20 protein-coding genes and 1 CRISPR repeat array are annotated in these 17,688 nt (G+C 46.9%); of the genes, 11 read left to right on the top strand and 9 right to left on the bottom strand.

The genetic code is table 11. The features are described 5' to 3' along the window. Positions 1 to 3: 3 nt before the first annotated feature. Together N836_RS60275 and N836_RS60270 are read left to right on the top strand one after the other, a co-directional pair. Positions 4 to 567: a PEP-CTERM sorting domain-containing protein gene (locus N836_RS60275; RefSeq protein WP_023074507.1), complete on the top strand. Its 564-nt coding sequence runs from the start codon at positions 4 to 6 to the stop codon at positions 565 to 567. Positions 568 to 883: 316 nt separating this feature from the next. After that, positions 884 to 1,255 (top strand): YggT family protein, encoded by a 372-nt coding sequence (locus N836_RS60270; RefSeq protein ID WP_023074505.1) that lies wholly within the window; start codon positions 884 to 886, stop codon positions 1,253 to 1,255. Between the two features lie 263 nt (positions 1,256 to 1,518). On the opposite strand, the gene glmU is transcribed toward N836_RS60270, so the two are convergent. Together glmU and N836_RS60260 are read right to left on the bottom strand one after the other, a co-directional pair. Beyond that, a complete protein-coding gene (glmU, locus tag N836_RS60265; RefSeq protein ID WP_023074504.1) occupies positions 1,519 to 2,901 on the bottom strand; it encodes a bifunctional UDP-N-acetylglucosamine diphosphorylase/glucosamine-1-phosphate N-acetyltransferase GlmU in 1,383 nt (460 codons plus the stop codon). Positions 2,902 to 3,043: 142 nt separating this feature from the next. Next, positions 3,044 to 3,943 carry a tRNA (5-methylaminomethyl-2-thiouridine)(34)-methyltransferase MnmD gene (locus N836_RS60260; protein ID WP_023074503.1) on the bottom strand — a complete coding sequence of 300 codons (900 nt, stop codon included), beginning with the start codon at positions 3,941 to 3,943 and terminating at the stop codon, positions 3,044 to 3,046. Between the two features lie 45 nt (positions 3,944 to 3,988). Between N836_RS60260 and N836_RS60255 the strand changes: the two genes are divergently transcribed. The 6 genes from N836_RS60255 (at position 3,989) to N836_RS0138775 (ending at position 7,652) form a co-directional block, all read left to right on the top strand. After that, positions 3,989 to 4,570, top strand: a complete 582-nt coding sequence (locus N836_RS60255; protein WP_023074502.1) for a restriction endonuclease — start codon at positions 3,989 to 3,991, stop codon at positions 4,568 to 4,570. Then, positions 4,567 to 5,124 (top strand): hypothetical protein, encoded by a 558-nt coding sequence (locus N836_RS60250; RefSeq protein WP_023074501.1) that lies wholly within the window; start codon positions 4,567 to 4,569, stop codon positions 5,122 to 5,124. Before N836_RS60255 ends, N836_RS60250 begins: the two co-directional genes overlap by 4 nt. Beyond that, the gene (locus N836_RS60245; RefSeq protein ID WP_023074500.1) at positions 5,121 to 5,954 is read left to right on the top strand and encodes a sulfurtransferase; all 834 of its coding nucleotides are present in this window, start codon (positions 5,121 to 5,123) and stop codon (positions 5,952 to 5,954) included. The genes N836_RS60250 and N836_RS60245 overlap by 4 nt, the downstream gene beginning before the upstream one ends. 46 nt (positions 5,955 to 6,000) lie before the next feature. Further along, complete coding sequence (gene rsmD / locus N836_RS60240; RefSeq protein WP_023074499.1) at positions 6,001 to 6,543, top strand: 16S rRNA (guanine(966)-N(2))-methyltransferase RsmD; 543 nt, start codon at positions 6,001 to 6,003, stop codon at positions 6,541 to 6,543. A gap of 325 nt (positions 6,544 to 6,868) precedes the next feature. Then, a complete protein-coding gene (locus tag N836_RS60235) occupies positions 6,869 to 7,282 on the top strand; it encodes a hypothetical protein (RefSeq protein WP_161635004.1) in 414 nt (137 codons plus the stop codon). Further along, positions 7,218 to 7,652, top strand: a complete 435-nt coding sequence (locus N836_RS0138775) for an HNH endonuclease (protein WP_031293434.1) — start codon at positions 7,218 to 7,220, stop codon at positions 7,650 to 7,652. Before N836_RS60235 ends, N836_RS0138775 begins: the two co-directional genes overlap by 65 nt. Positions 7,653 to 7,915: 263 nt before the next feature. On the opposite strand, the gene N836_RS60230 is transcribed toward N836_RS0138775, so the two are convergent. Continuing rightward, entirely contained in the window at positions 7,916 to 8,830 is a 915-nt protein-coding gene (locus N836_RS60230) for a CRISPR-associated protein Csx3 (protein ID WP_023074496.1), read from the bottom strand. Further along, a complete protein-coding gene (gene crn3, locus N836_RS60225) occupies positions 8,811 to 9,176 on the bottom strand; it encodes a CRISPR-associated ring nuclease Crn3/Csx3 (RefSeq protein WP_023074495.1) in 366 nt (121 codons plus the stop codon). The genes N836_RS60230 and crn3 overlap by 20 nt, the downstream gene beginning before the upstream one ends. Before the next feature lie 145 nt (positions 9,177 to 9,321). Here crn3 and N836_RS60220 point away from each other — a divergent pair, with 145 nt between their 5' ends. Then, positions 9,322 to 10,722, top strand: a complete 1,401-nt coding sequence (locus N836_RS60220) for a TIGR03985 family CRISPR-associated protein (RefSeq protein WP_031293430.1) — start codon at positions 9,322 to 9,324, stop codon at positions 10,720 to 10,722. Beyond that, a complete protein-coding gene (locus N836_RS60215) occupies positions 10,722 to 11,309 on the top strand; it encodes an HD domain-containing protein (RefSeq protein ID WP_023074493.1) in 588 nt (195 codons plus the stop codon). The genes N836_RS60220 and N836_RS60215 overlap by 1 nt, the downstream gene beginning before the upstream one ends. A 324-nt stretch (positions 11,310 to 11,633) precedes the next feature. Further along, positions 11,634 to 12,294: a CRISPR direct-repeat array (repeat unit 31 nt; unit sequence CAACTATTCCGATTTCAACTAATCGGTGAAG). 349 nt (positions 12,295 to 12,643) lie between these two features. On the opposite strand, the gene N836_RS60210 is transcribed toward N836_RS60215, so the two are convergent. From N836_RS60210 to N836_RS60185, 5 genes are all read right to left on the bottom strand, one after another. Beyond that, positions 12,644 to 12,979, bottom strand: coding sequence for a XisI protein (locus tag N836_RS60210; protein WP_023074492.1), 336 nt, complete (start codon positions 12,977 to 12,979; stop codon positions 12,644 to 12,646). Further along, positions 12,967 to 13,383: an element excision factor XisH family protein gene (locus N836_RS60205; protein ID WP_023074491.1), complete on the bottom strand. Its 417-nt coding sequence runs from the start codon at positions 13,381 to 13,383 to the stop codon at positions 12,967 to 12,969. The genes N836_RS60210 and N836_RS60205 overlap by 13 nt, the downstream gene beginning before the upstream one ends. A gap of 152 nt (positions 13,384 to 13,535) precedes the next feature. Continuing rightward, positions 13,536 to 13,907, bottom strand: coding sequence for a four helix bundle protein (locus tag N836_RS60200; protein ID WP_023074490.1), 372 nt, complete (start codon positions 13,905 to 13,907; stop codon positions 13,536 to 13,538). A 2,647-nt stretch (positions 13,908 to 16,554) separates the two neighbouring features. Beyond that, positions 16,555 to 16,860, bottom strand: a complete 306-nt coding sequence (locus N836_RS60190; protein WP_023074487.1) for a CRISPR-associated protein — start codon at positions 16,858 to 16,860, stop codon at positions 16,555 to 16,557. Continuing rightward, on the bottom strand, positions 16,839 to 17,372 hold the full coding sequence (locus N836_RS60185) for a hypothetical protein (protein ID WP_152532219.1): 534 nt from the start codon (positions 17,370 to 17,372) through the stop codon (positions 16,839 to 16,841). The genes N836_RS60190 and N836_RS60185 overlap by 22 nt, the downstream gene beginning before the upstream one ends. A gap of 77 nt (positions 17,373 to 17,449) precedes the next feature. Between N836_RS60185 and N836_RS60180 the strand changes: the two genes are divergently transcribed. Next, positions 17,450 to 17,688: helix-turn-helix domain-containing protein (locus N836_RS60180; protein WP_023073499.1), on the top strand; the 239-nt coding region annotated here is incomplete at its 3' end.

Below are 17,688 nucleotides of genomic sequence, written 5' to 3'. Positions count from 1 at the left end.
AGTATGAAACAGATTGTTTTAGCAGCAGCGGCAGCGCTGGGTGTAACTGCTTTTGCAGCCCCTGCTCAAGCTGCTTTATTTAAGTGGAGTGTTGATTACACGGGTTTCTTTGCTGAGGATGCATCCATTAGCGGCTTTTTTATTGCTGATGGCGCTGATGCCGCTGATGGTATTGTCTCTGGTGGAGAGTTTGAGTCTTGGGAATGGACCTGGAGTGGCAATAGTGACATAGAAGCTTTTACTATTTCTTCTTCTGACAGTGATTTTGCGTTTGATCCTGGCTTCTATGTTGATGGTACTCCCAATGAAGTGGGCTTAGCCGATGGTCTTGACCAAGGTTTTTACTCCTCTGACGATTATGGTCTTGACCTAGAGTTTTTATTTGTTGAAAGCTTTACTGGAGGCTCAACTCCGTTTGGAGGCACCACCTCTTTTGGTGATGTCACTGCTGCTGGTACTGTTTCGGTCTCTGATCCTGAGAAGGTGCCTGAGCCAGCTGCAATTTTAGGCCTGCTGACCGTGGCAGGTGCAACCGCTCTAGCTAAGCGTCAAAAGCAAGCCGCTTAGTTTGACAGTTTCAGCTGAATCATCTGGCTAGAACCAGAAAGCCCTGTGGATGGTATCACCCACAGGGCTTTTTTAAGGTATCTGTACAGAATCTGCTCTGAACTGATTGCAGGTATTAGAGTGCCACGACGTCATTACTTCTCAATGAGTATGCCAAAAACCGAATCTAGGGTTGGTCAAGGCTATGGCCATTTTGCCATCCCTTTGATTTAGATGGGTCGCCATAGTGCTCACCCTATCTGGTTTTGGTTTGTAAAGAGCACTCGCTAAACTGGCTGATATCATTAGACCAAACGTTGATATCAGCAGGTTTACCATGCCCGACCCTGATCCACGACAGTCAGATATAGACCGATTCCGCACTCCAAAACGTCGCACTGTTTCTCGGCGTAATACTACTTTAAGAAAAGTTGTCAGCTTTATTTATTATCTGGCTGGCGCATTGGAGATTTTGCTATTTTTGAGGTTTATTCTACGTATATCAGGGGCAAATCCAGAAAATCTGGTGGCTAAGTTTATCTATGCCCTTTCAAACCCGTTTGTATCTCCTTTTTCTACGCTATTTCAAACCCCTGCGTTTGCTCCTCAGCATACATTTGATATCAGTGCCCTGATAGCTATTGGTGTTTACGCTTTATTGGCATGGCTCGTCGCTCGCCTGGTTTGGATTATTTGGAGCAATCCTTAGGAAGTCTGATATGGCGAAGGACGGAAGATTGAAAACGGAAGACGGAAGAACATGCTTAAAGCATAAACATTTCAGCGATCTAAATTGTCCTAATCAGCTCATAAAGTCTGAACGGTAAGTTTTGAGGCTTGCCTGTAGCTCACCGTTCAACTTTTAGAACTTTGATAGTGCTGATCCAAACTATGATTTTGTCTTGAAGCAGTCGCTATGTAGCATTTTTCCTCGATTGATTTGTCCTCTAAATCAGCAGTGCCCAAACTCGTTTATTTTTTAGCAGTTTTATTGTTCACAAACCTGGGTCGCCAGTTTTTAATCACTCGTCGCTCCCCACGGGTCACGATCAGACAGTTGTCATCTACGTCTTTGGTGACAACAGCACCTGCTCCAACGGTTACATTTTTTCCCAGGGTGACGGGGGCCACTAGCACACTATTAGATCCTGTTTTGGTGTTGTCTTTAATTACGGTGGAATGCTTCTCAAAGCCGTCGTAGTTAGCGGTAATTGTGCCTGCACCGATGTTGACTTGATCGCCCAGGGTAGCGTTACCCAAATAAGCTAGATGAGCGGCATTGGTTTTGTTGCCGATGGTAGACTGCTTCACCTCAACAAAGTTACCAATGCGACAGTCTTCACCAATAATCGCCTGCCCCCGGAGGTGAGCATAGGGACCGATACGACCCGCCCCTTCAACGGTGCTGTCGCTAATTACAGAATATCGAACCGTGGTGTTGGCACCAATGGTGCTGTTTTCAATCAGGGTACCAGGACCTAGATGGCAGCCTGCTGCAATGGTGGTATGACCGCGTAGATGCGTCTCAGGCTCAATGACTACATCTGGCTCAACAGTGACTGTGGCGTCGATGGTAATGCTGTCTGGGTTGATCATGGTAATGCCAGACAGCATCAGCTCATCCTTGATGCGTCGTTGCAGAATTGTAGCGGCATCTGACAGCTGTTTACGATTGTTGATGCCTGAAATCTCTTCAATGTCATCGACGTCCAGGGCCATGACCGGGGAGAGATCCTTAACAACATCGGTGAGATAATACTCATTCTGGTCATTGTCTGATTTTAGATGAGGCAATACCGTCATCAGCTGCTGCCAGTTAAAACAATAAATTCCTGAGTTAATGCGTTTGTTATGGCGCTGTTCAGACGTACAATCACGGTGCTCAATAATCTCGGAAACAATGTAGCTATCGTCGCAAAAGACTCGTCCGTAGCCTGTAGGGTCTTCAAACTGGGCTGTGAGAATAGTAGCAGCATTATTGTTTTCAACATGGGTTTTCACCATTTTGGCAATGGTCTCAGGCCGTAGCAGCGGCACATCACCATTAAGCACCAGCAGGTTCCCTTCAAATCCTTCTAATGCCGGGATGACCTGTTGAACTGCATGACCAGTGCCCAGTTGTTCCGTTTGTTCTACAAATTCCAGACCCGACACATGGGCCAGGGCGGCTCGTACTTCATCGGCTAAGTAACCAATGATGGCAATTTGACGGTCTGGCTGGACCTGCTCCAGACTGGCCAGTACATTTTCCACCAGGGTGCGTCCCCCCAGGGGATGAAGCACCTTAGGCAGACGCGATCGCATCCGAGTGCCTTTACCTGCTGCCAATACCGCTACCGCCAATGAGTGAGTCATAGGAATTACAAAGGTATGAAGTTAACGCATATCGAAAATCACTGGAGGAGTATACCGTGCAGTGGTTGGACTGCCCAAGTATGGCATCCTACTTTGTGGAGTTTTGAGCGTTGAATTGCGAATTCAGATCCCGGTTCAGAACTCAACGCTGGGCCCCATGTCCGGTTAACCAACGTCGTCGCCAGGCACTGGTTGATTCCAAGGTAGACTGCTGCTGCTGCTGCTGCCGCTGAGCGATGATGGCTGCCGCCGTTGCCTTCAGGGTTGGATCACGATAGGGAACAGCAGCCCGTGTTTGCAGATGTTCTTGTTCCTGCTGTGATAAGCCTGGTAAAGGTCGCTGGTCTTTGGTGGCGATGGTGCAGGGCCAGGTCCGACCCACACCTGGGAATGAGCCAATGGAGAACCCTGCTAACTCCATGGCTGAGCGAACAGCCGCAGCACAGGAATAGGTGGCCAGGATGCCATTTTTTGCCAGGCATTGAGCCGTCAGGCTAAAAAACTCCACCGTCCATAGCTGCGGGCAGCGGGTGGGGGAAAACGGATCAAATAGAATCGCGTCAGCCTGCCAGCCGTTGCCCGCCAGAGGCTGTAATGTCTGACGGGCATCGCCGATAAGCAGCTCCATGTCTAAGGTCGGGCTTTTGTATTGGTGTTCGGTGGCCAATGTCTTGAGAATTTGCTGGGTAGCTGGGGTCCAGTGGTGGATCAGGTTATTTGCGATCGCATCCCGAACCACCACCGCATTAATTTCCAAGGCCCGAATCGTCACCTGACAGTCAGGGTTGACCCGCCCAATCGTATCCAGAGCAGCGGCTGTGTTGTATCCCAACCCATAACAAACATCCAGGATTGTGAGCCGTTCAGCCTGGGCCAGCTCTGGAATATTCGCCGCATCCACATAGTTACGTTGAGCATCGGTATAGGCCCCCTGGCGGCAGTGAAAATGCTCCCCAAACTCCTCCGAATAAAACGTGGCTGAACCATCCCCCGTGACTTCAGGGATAAACCCAGCATTTTCTAGGGAACGATCATCAGACATATAGGGTGCAGATCACCAAAGTGCAGATCACCATGGCACATATTCATGACCAGCTTCGCTGACTATCAAGCCAGAATCGAAACCTATGGGCAAGCTCAATTATTACAGCTCTGGCAGGCCATTAAAGATCGACATACCCCCGATTGGCCTCCAGGCAAAGCACTGGAATATCTGATTCTACGAGCATTTCATCTTGAAGGGGCCGATGTCACTTATCCCTATGAAGTCAGGGTCAAAGATGTATTGGCTCCCTATGAGCTTGATGATAAAAACGATGCAATTGAGCAAATTGATGGCGCAATTTACTGTGATGGGTTGGCCTGTTTAGTTGAAACCAAAGATCATTCCCAACCTATCAAGGTTGACCCCATCGCCAAAATGCGTAACCAGTTGCAACGTCGCCATGCTTCTACAATTGGAGTAGTATTTAGCCGGAGTGGATTTACGTCACCTGTATCGATTTTTACCCAATCCCTTGGCCCTCACATGGTTCTCCTGTGGAACGGCAAAGAAATCGATTACGCATTAAAGCGTCAGTGTATGAGGGATTCATTGGTTAAAAAATATCGTGCATGTATTGAAAAAGGAACAGCGGACTTTCAAATCAAATCGGAGAAAACATTATGACAAAGGCCTATATCGTCACTGAAGGACCTCTCCATATTGAAATTCTTCGCGCTTTAATTCCTCCCGAGCTTCTACAAGATGTCACTTTTGTAGATGGAGAGGACAAATACAATGCAGATCCTCTAGCCAGAACGCTACTATCAGAACGGCAGATTCCAATTGTGCTGGTCGTGAATGCAGATACTAACGATGAAATCGCAATTGAAAGCTACCAGCGAGATTTAGAATTTTTGAGTCATACCGCAACCGTGCGTACACCCTACAAAATAGTGCAGGCCATTCCAACCATTGAGACTATTTTTTTACAAGATCGCACCTGGCTTGAGGAATGTATCGGTCGTCCCCTCTCCGCTTTAGAGTGGCAGTTGGGACAAAAGCAGCCAAGAGATTTATTAGCTCAATACCCAGAAGGCGTTCAAAGCTTTATTGAACATACCCTTGCTAAACTCACCGATCAAAGGCTGAACAAACTACGCCAACATCCTCTCGTGCAGGCGATTAGTAGTTTTTTAGCCACCCAGGTTCATTCATCTAATTCCGCGTTAGCCTCTTGAGTAATTTGATTGATCTCTCCAAGTCTCACATCGTTTCTCCACAATGGTTGGGCAATCATTTGGGTGAGGTAATTGTGATCGACTGCCGGTTTTCCTTGCCAGACCCCGATCTAGGTCAGCAGCAATACGATACCGGACATATTCCTGGTGCTTACTATCTCGATCTCAATCGGCATCTGTCGAGTCCTGTACAAGCCCATGGGGGTCGCCATCCGTTGCCCCACTGGCCCCAGTTTGTTGAGAGTTTGAATCTGTTGGGAATTCAGTCTAACCCACAGACCCCGGTTGTTATTTACGATGCTTCCCGGTTTGCCTTTGCGGCCCGTCTTTGGTGGATGTTGCGCTACCTGGGGCATGAGAATGTTGCCCTGTTAGACGGTGGTATCAATGCCTGGATAGCAGCAGGGTTACCCCTGAGTAGCAAAACACCCCAACCTCAAATAGGTCGCTTTGTGCCACAGCCCCAGGCTAATTGGATTGTAGATATTGACTATGTGCGTCAGCATAAAGACAACCCTGGCACCATGGTGATCGACGCGCGTGCTGGCGATCGATTTCGAGGTGAAAGAGAACCGATCGATCCCATTGCTGGGTCGGTTCCGGGCGCTGTGAACTATTTCTGGCAAGATATTAGTACTGAAGCGGGTTTGCTAAAATCTCCTGGGGAATTGGCAAATTACTGGCGGGCAGTGGATGATGCCGATGAGGTGATTGTTTACTGTGGTTCGGGTGTGACTGCCTGTGTGGATTTGTTTTCGCAAGTGGTGGTGGGTAAACCCATGGGTAAACTCTATCCCGGTGGCTGGAGCGATTGGTGTTCTTATTTATAGACTGAGGGGTCATCCACCAGGGAATGCCTCTACAGTTTTTTGATTTATGTCTATTCGCATCTACGGTAATCGCCCGATTAAAACTCTGCCAGGGCAGGCGACTCGACCCACACCCGCTAAGGTGCGTGAGGCCCTATTTAACATTTGGCAAGGGCAGGTGCAGGGCTGCCGTTGGCTCGATCTCTGTGCAGGCAGCGGCGCTATGGGTGCAGAAGCCCTGTGTCGAGGGGCCAGCACTGTGGTCGGTATTGAGAAATCGGGAGCGGCCTGCCGGATTATTCAAACCAACTGGCAAACCGTTGCCACTTCCCAGCAAACCTTTCGAGTAATTCGGGGGGACGTTGTTAAAAAGCTAAAAAGCCTTAATGTAAAACCGTTTGACCTGGTGTATTTCGATCCACCCTACGCCGCTGGACTCTATCAAACGGTACTTGAGACCCTGGTGCATCAATCCCTGTTAGCGCCAGCGGCAACCGTCGCCGCTGAATTTACTCCTGAGCATTGGCAGCCGCAGTCTACACAGGGTTTACAGCTTCAGCGCATCAAACGCTACGGCTTAACTCATCTGGCATTTTTTGAGGCCCAGTAATCATTTGCTTTGAGCGTTCATAGATTAGTTTTCTCTATCGATGTTTAAAGCAAGATTAACAATGGGACGGGCTATGAACCTGATTGTCTGTTGAGCGTGGGTTTGGGGTGTTTTCACTAAATATCAGCACCGTAGCCTGTGAGTTTACAGCACACATACAGACTTTACTTAATCTGGTAGCGTTACGAGTAGGGGCATTTTTAGATGCAGGTAAAATGAACACTAATGGAGTGTTAAAGTAAAAAGTTGCATCAGTGATGGTTTATTTGCAATTTAGCTCCTCGGTCTGAATATGGTAAACGACATTCGATCACGAGCGGTTCAATTGGTTGAAACCTTGCCACAAAAACAACTGGCCGATGCCGTAAGATTTTTGGAATTATTATCTAAACTGGAAATGTATGTTCCTAAAACGAAGCAAGAGGCTGAGCTGGTTGCAACCATCCAACGCCGCTTGTCTTCAGAAGAGCAGCAGCGATTGGATCATTTACGCGATCGCAACCAGCAGGGTGTTTCTCTAGCCGATTCTGAATACAAAGAACTCATTGGCTTAGAAGACAAGCTTGAAAAGTTTGCACTAGAAAGGTTAAACGCATTAATTCAGCTTGCCGATCTGACCCACATTGGATTGGCAACCCTTAACCAAAGATTTAAGGCAATGCCGAACAACTCCCATGCCATCGAATCGGGAGCATCTCACATCCCTGACCAAGCGAACCGTTCAGACCAGAGCCCATAATTTTTGCGAGTATTGCCGTTGCCCTGGAGACTATGCCCCCGATAGTTTCACCGTAGACCATATATTGCCTCGACTAAAGGGTGGTTCCAATGAGCTGGAGAACCTGGCCCTGGCCTGCTTTGGGTGCAATGGACGGAAACAGGCTAAAACCCAGGCAATTGATCCAGAAACCGGTGAAATGGCCAACCTCTATAACCCGCGTACTCAACGCTGGGTCGATCACTTTTGTTGGAATAAAGACACGACGAGAATATTAGGCAAAACACCAACAGGGCGAGCTACGATTGAGGCGCTGAGCTTAAATCGTACCAACGTTGTTAACTTGCGTCGATTACTGGCCTCTGTTGGGCTACATCCGCCCCAATACTAATTCTCTTTTGGAATAAGAGAAGATAACTGAGCATCATTAATATTGCTTATACTTGTCAGCTGCTTCAGAAAATTAGGTTGCAAAAGTTAATGGATTAGGAGATATGCCAGGAAATCTAGGGAATTCAATCGCTCGTCATTCAGGTTGGCCCATGAGTGGACGCTGATTGGCTCTAAGTTTCAAGAAAAGGCTCAAGCCGGTTTACCGAACAACGTGCGATCGCAAGCAACCCACCTTTAGATATGGCTGAAGAACTCAAGGACCTAATTACGCTCCCACAAAGATTGTAATACTACTTCCAAAACCGCATCAGGCATCACCGGTTCCTGCTCTAGTAGCCAAGGACCCGCTTTTATTTCTAGTATTGGCAGCTCCTTAACTACCTGCTGAGTGGGTTCTAACACACTGTGAATGACTGCTAATGCTGTCAGGTGTGACTCACATAGCTTGTGCCATTTTTCTACCTCACTAGGTAACCGGCTAATAACTATGTAATGACTGCATTGTTTCACGAGTGGTATTTTTTCCAGTTGGGGGAGCCCTCCGACATCTACCAGTAAACAGTCCGTCAGCTGCCGTAGATTGGCAACAGTTCTAGCTTGTTTTTCAAAAAAATCAGGTATCTGTTTTGCAGTTTTAGGATCTTCGTGAATACGAAACTCATTGTGGCGAACGAGTGAATCAACGAGAGATGGATTATCGGATTCATAGCTCCAATTGCCTTCACCGTCCCAACTGGCTCGATGGAGAAAGACGCGCTGTCCCTGGGTTAAGAGTGCTCGTCTGAGGGCATTGGAAAAAACACTTTTGCCACTATTGGGGGGACCACTGATTAAAATGGCTGGACAGGGACGACGGTTGAGCCGGATGGGAAAACTGTCGCCAACGGTCGGTGATGCCACCTTGCTATGAATCACAACGATTTGATTATCACGGGCGGCATGGCAGCCCACCCAGGGGGCTTCTCGGCAGCACCACATTAATCGAACTTGCAGCCACAAAGGAGCTTGACCTGATATGACAACTTCCCGACTCAGGTCCAACTCGATGGGTAATGGGAGCGGCACAATTGAGTCTGGTGAAATCAATGCTTGCGGCTTGGTTAGAGTAATGTAGAGGGTTTGATAGGTAGTTTCACCCACCGGCAAACTATTGACCTCAAGCTGAATAGAACTCATCGGGAATCTCCACTTCTATTACCTGGCCAACATCTACTAGGGGTGAATGGGTCTCAATCACAACGGCACCGCCCGAGTGGGGAAAGTTACCTCCAAGACGTGGGTCAAAGCAACCAACCCAGGCGGAGGCATGGCATGCATGAACAAGATAGCCATATAGCCAAATGGGTGCCTTTCCCTCGATTACAACGCCCTGGCTAGGTATCAGGGTTTTAGGAAGGTTTAGCCCCTTTAAATCAACAGGGGTGATCAGGCCATTATCGGCGGTGATCTGAATATGGAGATGCTGGTAGGGCAGCCCAGCTGAGGTTTTGCAGGGTGCAATGGTAAGTTCTACATCGGCCATGGGTACATCACGCTGACGAGCTTCATGGCAGTTTAGCAATCGTGGGAAGAGGCTTCTTCCAGCTTCAGACAAAATTAGGCATATGTTTGATTTACCTTAGATTTTGATGCAGGCTATCAGCAGGAAATTGTCTACCCAAGGGGCTATGCCTGAAGAATTTTGGTCGGATCTGCCAGAAATCCCTTTGCTACAGTGGCTGGCTCGTGGCAGCTTGAAGCAACATCTGGCGAACGCTTTACGGATGTGGATCTGGCTACGCCACTTTTATGGGGCAATGTCTTTTTCCTTGCCTGAGCCGTTTACCTATGCTGATTGTCGGGAGGCATTTTTCACAGCAGATCATCCGAGTAATGATGACAGGCCAGGTCAGCATAATGACCTGTGTCCCTGTACTAAGACAGTCGCAGCATGGTTGTTTGCACCTGATATACATTACACTCAGGCGCAGTGGGAGAGCTATGCCACTGAAAATCCTCATGAGGTAGAAGAGAAGCGGCAACGGTTGATCACAGTCTTGAAATACCATGATGTTCTACCTAAACGGTGCGATCGCTTTCTGGATGAGACGCGACTATTTGGAGTAACGAGACGGGCATTGTCGGGTGATTTAAAGCGGTTGCAAGAGTTGAAGCTGTTGGCCTCTGCTGGCAGTGGCTATGGTCGGGTGGCAGATTGGCCTGCCTTACCCTACACCACTCGGTCAGCCACGGCAGATGAGCTGGCATTTTTGGTACAGCCGGATTTAGCGGCGATCGCAGATAACCTATCCCATGGGCTGGAGGGCCAGCGACGCTTTTTTGTGCATGTGGATTATGTAGTGCCGAAGGACCGTCATGATCGTGTAGAGGACTGGCAGGCGGAGTTAGGGGAGCTGTGGCAGCAATCCAAAGTACCGCCAATTAAGCTGACCTACTGGCACGCATCACGGCAGGATACAGCAACCGTGGTGGTGTATCCGGTATGTCTTTATTACTATCGGCGGGGGCCATATCTCTGCGGTTTTGGGGATGTTTTTGGGCAGCCAGATACGATGGACTGGCGAAACTATCGTTTGGATCGAATTCAGGCGTTGGAACCGCTGTCTTGGGATAATGGGTTGGTGCCTGCCAGTCTTAAACAACAATATCTCCAGGGTGAACTGCCAGCACCGGATGAGATTCAGCTGAGGATGGCTGAGGCCTGGGGGTTTGATTATTATCAGCCAAAGGATGTTTTGCTAGTGCGATTTGATTCGGTTTGGGACCAGCGCTATATCCGTAATTCGCTACGACATCCGACGTTTAAGCAGATTGACTATGGGCAGGCTCAGGCGCTAGTTGCACAGACGTTACGGGGAGAGTTACGTCAACAAATGCTCGATCTGTTGACGTCTCGTTCTGATCAGGATGCCTATTATCGGGCGGTTTATCGTCGGAATGATCCGAATGTAAAACAGCGTTTGCGGGCCTGGCGGCCTCATATTGAAGTGTTGTTGCCCTGGCCGTTACGGCAACAGTTTGGGCAAGAGGTGATGGTGGAGAGTCAGTTTTATCAGGATATTGTTTAGTGTCTTGTTTTGATGGTTCTGGTGTTGTTTTAGGGGCACGATTTGAGACGGCGCTGGTCTATGCGGCCCAGCTGCATAGACAGCAGCGGCGAAAGCTGACGGGTGTGCCCTATATGGCGCATTTGATGGCGGTGGCGGCGTTGGTATTGGAGGATGGTGGGAGTGAGGATGAGGCGATCGCAGCTTTACTGCACGATGCAGTAGAAGATCAGGGTGGGCTGGCGACGTTAGAGGTGATTCGTCAGCGGTTCGGGAAAGCTGTTGCTGATTTGGTTTTGGGATGTACGCAGCCTGCTGATCAGGCTGGCCTGAGCTGGCGTGATCAGAAGCGGCTTTATTTGGAGCAGATTCGGGGTGCTGGTCATGGGGTGCAGCGGATCATGCTGGCGGATAAGTTGCATAATGGGCGGTCATTGTTGGGGTTGTTGCAGGTTTATGGGGATAGGGTTTGGGGGCATTTTTCGGGCGGACGGCAGGGGACGTTATGGCTTTATGGGGAATATGTGGAGTTGTTTGAGTCTGCGCGTTCTGGATGGATGGTGGAGACTTTGGGGCGGATAAATCTGGAGCTTCGTCAGCTGGTCTGAACGAGTTGAGCTTAGTAAAAAGCCCCTTTCACGATTTGTTTGAAAGGGGCTTTTTCTACTTTTCTGGTACTATTCCGATTTCAACTAATCGGCGAAGTCTTTTCCCAGCAACAAAGAAGGTCAGGTCAAAGCTAAGGCGTTTCCAAACATCCCGATTTTAACTAATCGGAGTCTAGAGAACGGAAGAATGAGGACGGAGAGCGGAAAAGGGGTGATCGGCTAATAGATAAAAGTTCAAGAATTCACTGATTGAAATTCTACCTCATTGAAAAGCCACTCCGTTTCCTATTTTCGCCCTCCATTTTCAGTCTTTCGGAGTGTTTCCAACTATTCCGATTTCAACTAATCGGTGAAGTCCGTTCCAGATAGTCATGATCATGGAAGCCAACCCCCGAACGTTTCCAACCATTCCGATTTTAACTAATCGGTAAATGCGTTGCCATGATGGTGACTCGACTAACAACGACGGATGTGGAAAGTTTCCAACTATTCCGATTTCAACTAATCGGTGAAGGTGAATGAAACACGCGCAGCCATCAATGCACTTTCTCTACTGTTTCCAACTATTCCGATTTCAACTAATCGGTGAAGCTGAATTTAAGGCAGTAGGTACTGTTGTTGTTGGTGCTATGGTGTTTCCAACTATTCCGATTTCAACTAATCGGTAAATGCGTTGCCATGATGGTGACTCGACTAACAACGACGAATGTGGAAAGTTTTCAACTATTCTGATTTCAACTAATCGGTGAAGGGCGGAGTTTCACTGAACTTCGCATACGACGCTTTTGCTGCCAAGTTTCCAACTATTCCGATTTCAACTAATCGGTGAAGGAGCAATACCAAGGCCCCGGATATGGTGACCCAGATCAGGTGTTTTCAACTATTCCGATTTCAACTAATCGGTGAAGCTGACTGCCGAAATCTTCTCTGAATTGTGCGAGGGTCGCTTGTTTCCAACTATTCCGATTTCAACTAATCGGTGAAGTCACCCCCAACAGAAGCCTGTCACAGAGCATGCTCCAGACAGCCAAACCACGGAGGTCTATATTCCTATTCTACCAGTCCTTAAGTCTCGCAGTATCAACCGCTGAAACCCTTGCCAGCTAAAGCCCCACGGAGGTCAACCAAAGAATAAGGCTTTCAAAGATTGCCCCACCTCCGTGGCCAGCATTAATTCCTAACAGTAACCTCTGCTAAACAATATACGTATCTGGCAGCTTTTCCGGTGGCAAACTACCAATCGTCAAAACCTTCGACATGGCCCCTCTTAAGAACGGAAGAATGAAGATGGAAAAAGAGAGTATCAGCAAAATTCTAACGGTCAGTCAATTACCCTATGCAACAGCAAACTCAGTATCTTTTCGACGTTCAGGTGATTTGAAGCCCAAAACAATCTGGCCTTTAGGAACACCCGCTTCCACAAGCTGTGTGGCGATCCCCTCTTCTGTGCCATCTCGCTGAATCCAGATTTTGCCATTGATAATATCGACGTGTAGCAAACAACCATGCTCATAGCGTTTGTTCTCACGGCCTAAAATCATTAACAAGTAACGATCAGACTCACTATCAAAAACTGTTTCAAATTTAATATCACCATGCTTGTATGGGACCTTAGTATGGTCCTTAATAAGGTCTCGTATTAGCTGACGGTATTCATTTAGTCGATCCATTGAACAATTACCTCCTGGTCAGGGTCAAAAACAAGCAGAGGAACTTGGTAATCGCTAAGGAGAATCTCTCCTAACGGTTCCGTAAAGAATTCATCGTAGATTTCTTCGTGAATGGCCAAATATAGCTTTCGATTGGGTTCTACGCGCTTGATCACCGACAGATAGATAAAGTATTGCCCGAGTGATTTTTGGGCATCAGCAACGGACGATGGTCCGCCAAAGGTTTTAATCTCAACGGCAATCTGCTGCTCACCTTTAGCTGCAACGAGTAGCTTTTCTGCCGCCAAATCAACGTACATGTCTTTTTTGCCCCACCGCATACGTAGAGGGTCGTCGGTGATAGTCCATCCATCTTTTTCTAGGGCACGACGGACTACGTCATGGTAGCGATCGCGATTCGGCATACAACCACAGTAAAACTAAGGTCATCTTAATTATACAAAGGCACATTTCTAAGGGCGGAAGTGTGAGAACGGAGGACGGAAAAGAAGTGATCGGCTAGGGGTAAAGGGTTGAGGATTCACTAATGGAATTCATACCTTATTGAAAAGCCTTTCTATTTCATATTTCCGCCCTCCGTTTTCTTATTTTCCTTAGCTGTTTTGACGCAGGAGACGAGGATTGCAAGCAGTTCTTTGGTTTCTTGGTGTAAGGAGTCTAGCCGCTGGGGTGTGACAATTTCGGCATCTGCTAATAGTTCTAGCCAATACCCGGTTTCTTCTAGTTCTTGTAAGCCAACTTCCAGTTTGCTGATGTATTCTGCGTTAGACCGTGCGCGTAAGGCTTCTCGATAATGGGCTCCAATAGACGTTCCGCTGCGTAATGCCTGACGTCCTATAACCTGGGCTTCGGTGGTTTTGGGTAACGCTGTATAGAGTTTGATAATCCTCAAGGCAAAGGCTTTGGTGCGATCGCGCAGGTCAGACATTTTGAAAGGCAGAAATGTGAAGACGGAAATGGAGTCCTACTTAATTTGCCCATCGAGGAATCTATGCTTCATTGATGGGACTCTCCGTTTCTTATTTCCGTCCTCTGGCACTTTAAAGAACGGAAGAGTGAAGACGGAAGACGAAAAAGGGGTGATTGGCTAATCGACAAAAGTTCAAGAATTCACTCAGTTAAATTACACCTAACCTAAAAGCCACTCCATTTCCTATTTCCGTCCTCCGTTTTCCGTCTTTTAAGGTGTTTCCAACTATTCCGATTTCAACTAATCGGTGAAGTCGGCTATCGAAGTTGATCCTAAAGACCTACGTACCGTCGTTTCCAACTATTCCGATTTCAACTAATCGGTAAAAAACAACATTGAAGGCGTTCATCGGCGGTCTGATCGCATAGTTTCCAACTATTCCGATTTCAACCTTTCAGTGAAGGGGAGCAGGAAGAGAAACAAGCGGCTGACGCACGGCTTGAGCGGTTTCCAACTATTCCGATTTCAACTTTTCAGTGAAGTGTATGAACAATATTGCTCACTATCAAATTGCGCTTGAGCTATTTCCAACTATTCAGAGTTCAGTTGTTCGGTAAAACACCAAAGCTAATGTTCAAGACTCGGACGGCATAGCATGGTTTTTCCCAACTATTCCGATTTCAATTAATCGGAGTCCAAAAGACGGAAGTATGAGGGCAGAGGACGGAAAAGGGGCGACCGGTTAATAGATAAAGTTCCAAGAATTTGTTCATTGAAATCATATCAAATTAAAAAATCTCCTCGTTTCCTATCTCCGTCCTCCGTTTTCTGCCTTTTGAAGTGTTTCCACCTATTCCGATTTCAACTAATCGGTGAAGACTCAAGCAGCCATTGATGCCCTGAACAACCTCGGAATCAAGTTTCCACCTATTCCGATTTCAACTAATCGGTGAAGATTTTGTTGGTGCTGATATGGATGCTCAAGAAATGAGAATAGGGTCTCCAACTATTCCGATTTCAACTAATCGGAGTCCGAAGGACGGAAGAGTGAAGACGGAAGACGGAAAAAAGAAGAAATTGGTTAGTGCTCAAGGTTACAGATTTTACCCAGATAAATTATACCTAACCGAAAAGCGTTTTAGTTTCCTATTTCCGCCCTCCGTTTTCTGCCTTTTAGAGGGTTTCCAACTATTCCAATTTTAACTAATCGGAGTCTAAAGGACGGAAGTATGAAGACGGAAAACGAAAAATAGAGGTAATTGGCTCACGCTCAAAGTTACAGAATTCAATCAGCAGAATCATAACTGATTGAAAAGTCTTTCCGTTTACATTTTTCGTCCTCCGTTTTCCGTATTTTGAAGTGTTTCCAACTATTTCGATTTCAACTAATCGGTGAAGTTGGCCGAAACTCCTTCAGCGACCACTATTACTCCTGAGTCGTTTCCAACTATTCCGATTTTGACTTTTCGGTGAAAGACAATGACAACAACTTAACCAATGGGTTGCCCGCATTCCGGTTTCCAACTATTCCAATTTCAGCTTCTTGGTAAAGCTATACTTATGGTTTAAGCCTACGAAGGACTAACAGGGGTTTCCAACTATTCCGATTTCAACTGTTCGGTGAAACACGGCATGAAAACATACCGACAGGACCATGCAATAGTTATATTTCCAACTATTCCGATTTCAACTTTTCGGTGAAGCACATGAAGAGTACTTTGCCGCTAACGGTTACGGTTTCACGTCTCCAACTATTCCGATTTCAACTGTTCGGAAAAGCCAAGGTTAATGGCATTGCTGATGCTGTTATCCCTCTAGCATTTCCAACTATTCCGATTTCAACTGTTCGGTGAAGGGGCCTAAATACGAACCTCTAGCGGCTAAGGTGATCACTGAGTTCCCAACTATTCCGATTTTAACTTATCGGATTCTGAAAGGCGGAAGTATGAAGGCGAAAACCGAAAAAGGTTTGATCGGATAATAGTTAGAGGTTTAAAGATTCACAGCTTGAACTTTTGCCGAACAGAAAAGCCTCTCCGTTTCCTATTTCCGTCCTCCGTTTTCCGCCATTCGAAGGGTTTTCAACTTTACCGATTTCAACTAATCGGTAAAGTTTTTTTCATCGATATGGAACGCAGACTCGTATTCCATTTTGAAGGTTTTCAACTATTCCGATTTCAACTAATCGGTAAAGGTCACCAACGTAGAGGTCATCGCAACAGATGGCACCTGCGCGTTTTCAACTATTCCGATTTCAACTAATCGGTAAAGGCAGCCAAAAGTTCTTGCCGGAACATTAACTGTTTCGCAGTTTTCAACTATTCCGATTTCAACTAATCGGTAAAGTCGAAGGTCAGAACGCCCAACTTGATGGGTCTAGCTCCACAAGTTTTCAACTATTTCGATTTCAACTAATCGGTAAAGCAATGCCTGCTATTCCGGGAGATACCTACCTGGCAGTTCCCCGTTTTCAACTATTCCGATTTCAACTTTTTGGTAAAACCAGAGAAAATTCTGGCATGGCTGCCGATTGATACTGAGGTTTTGGAGTTTTCAGCTATTCCGATTTCAACTTTTCGGCAAGGAGTTACCTTAAGCATACAAAAAGCCACCTCAAAAAGGTGGCTCCAACACTTAAATATAAGTTCAGACTACAAAATCCACACTAATCAATCCGACCAAGCCCATACGACACCTGAATCGACATAATATCCCCATCCAGCTGACTAATATACTGCAACGGTCGATCCGGTTCCGCACAAGCCAATAAAATACCTGCCGTCATCCCCTTCGTCGCACCAGTATAATCAGCAATCACCTTAGACGATTCCAAATCCTTCAATGCCGCATCCACATAGATACAGTTCACCAACAATTGAATATGATTTGGATCATCAATTTTGTCATCCGGCACTAGGATTGTAGGTTGCTCCGCCTGGTCATAAATATTTAGGCAGACCGTAAGCACCATAATGAAACTTCACACCTTGAGTAAGCCCTTCCGCCGTCGAAGCGTTGCATCATCTCTGTAGCATAGGGCAAGGACTTGTCAGTACAGATAATCCAGCAATGCTTTAGATGGTTACCCTGTCCATCATTCCAGTGAAACCGAATAACTGCTTCAGCCGGAGAATCATTCTTAGGACTCATCGCCACAATCAACCCAGGATAGGGCTCAGTTAAAGGCTGCACATTAGGCTGATAGGGCGGCGTAAAAAATGGCACATACTGCTGCAGCCAGCGGGCAAAGCTCGTAAAGTAGGTAAGACCCAACAACAACCCAATCAACAACAATACTGTCACTAGGCGCAACCAGTTGTAACTAATCCCAAATTCTGTTTCCAGGCGTTTACCCAACACCTCCCAAAACAAAGCAGATACTCCATCTGAAATGATGGTAAAAACCAAGGTGCCTACAACAAATGAGGCAAAGAAGTTTTTAGTGAAGTCAGTAATTGACTCAACAACAGTGTGAGATTTCACAGCAGCATCCTTTAATACCAATTCTGTAATTAAGAGCTACACATGGTAGAACTGAGGTGCAGCCTTCAATGTGAGCGATGTCAGGCATTTACCATCTTGAAATTACCGAAAGTGAAGACGAGCTCAAAGCTCTCCTGAGAAGTCAAAAAACGGCCTCGTCAAAAGAGCGAATTCAATTCCTCTATTTGCTTAAAAGCGAACAGGCTTCGACAATCCAGCAAGCTGCCAAATTATTAGGTCGTCATCGGGTCACGGTCCAAAAATGGGCGAAGCGTTATCGAGACGGTCAGCTAGCGGGATTGTTGAGTCATAAGCC

This window comes from Leptolyngbya sp. Heron Island J, assembly GCF_000482245.1.
GTDB lineage: Bacteria > Cyanobacteriota > Cyanobacteriia > Phormidesmidales > Phormidesmidaceae > Leptothoe.
The sequence above is the reverse complement of the archived record's forward strand: the minus strand, read 5'-3'. Positions and strand labels throughout refer to the sequence as shown.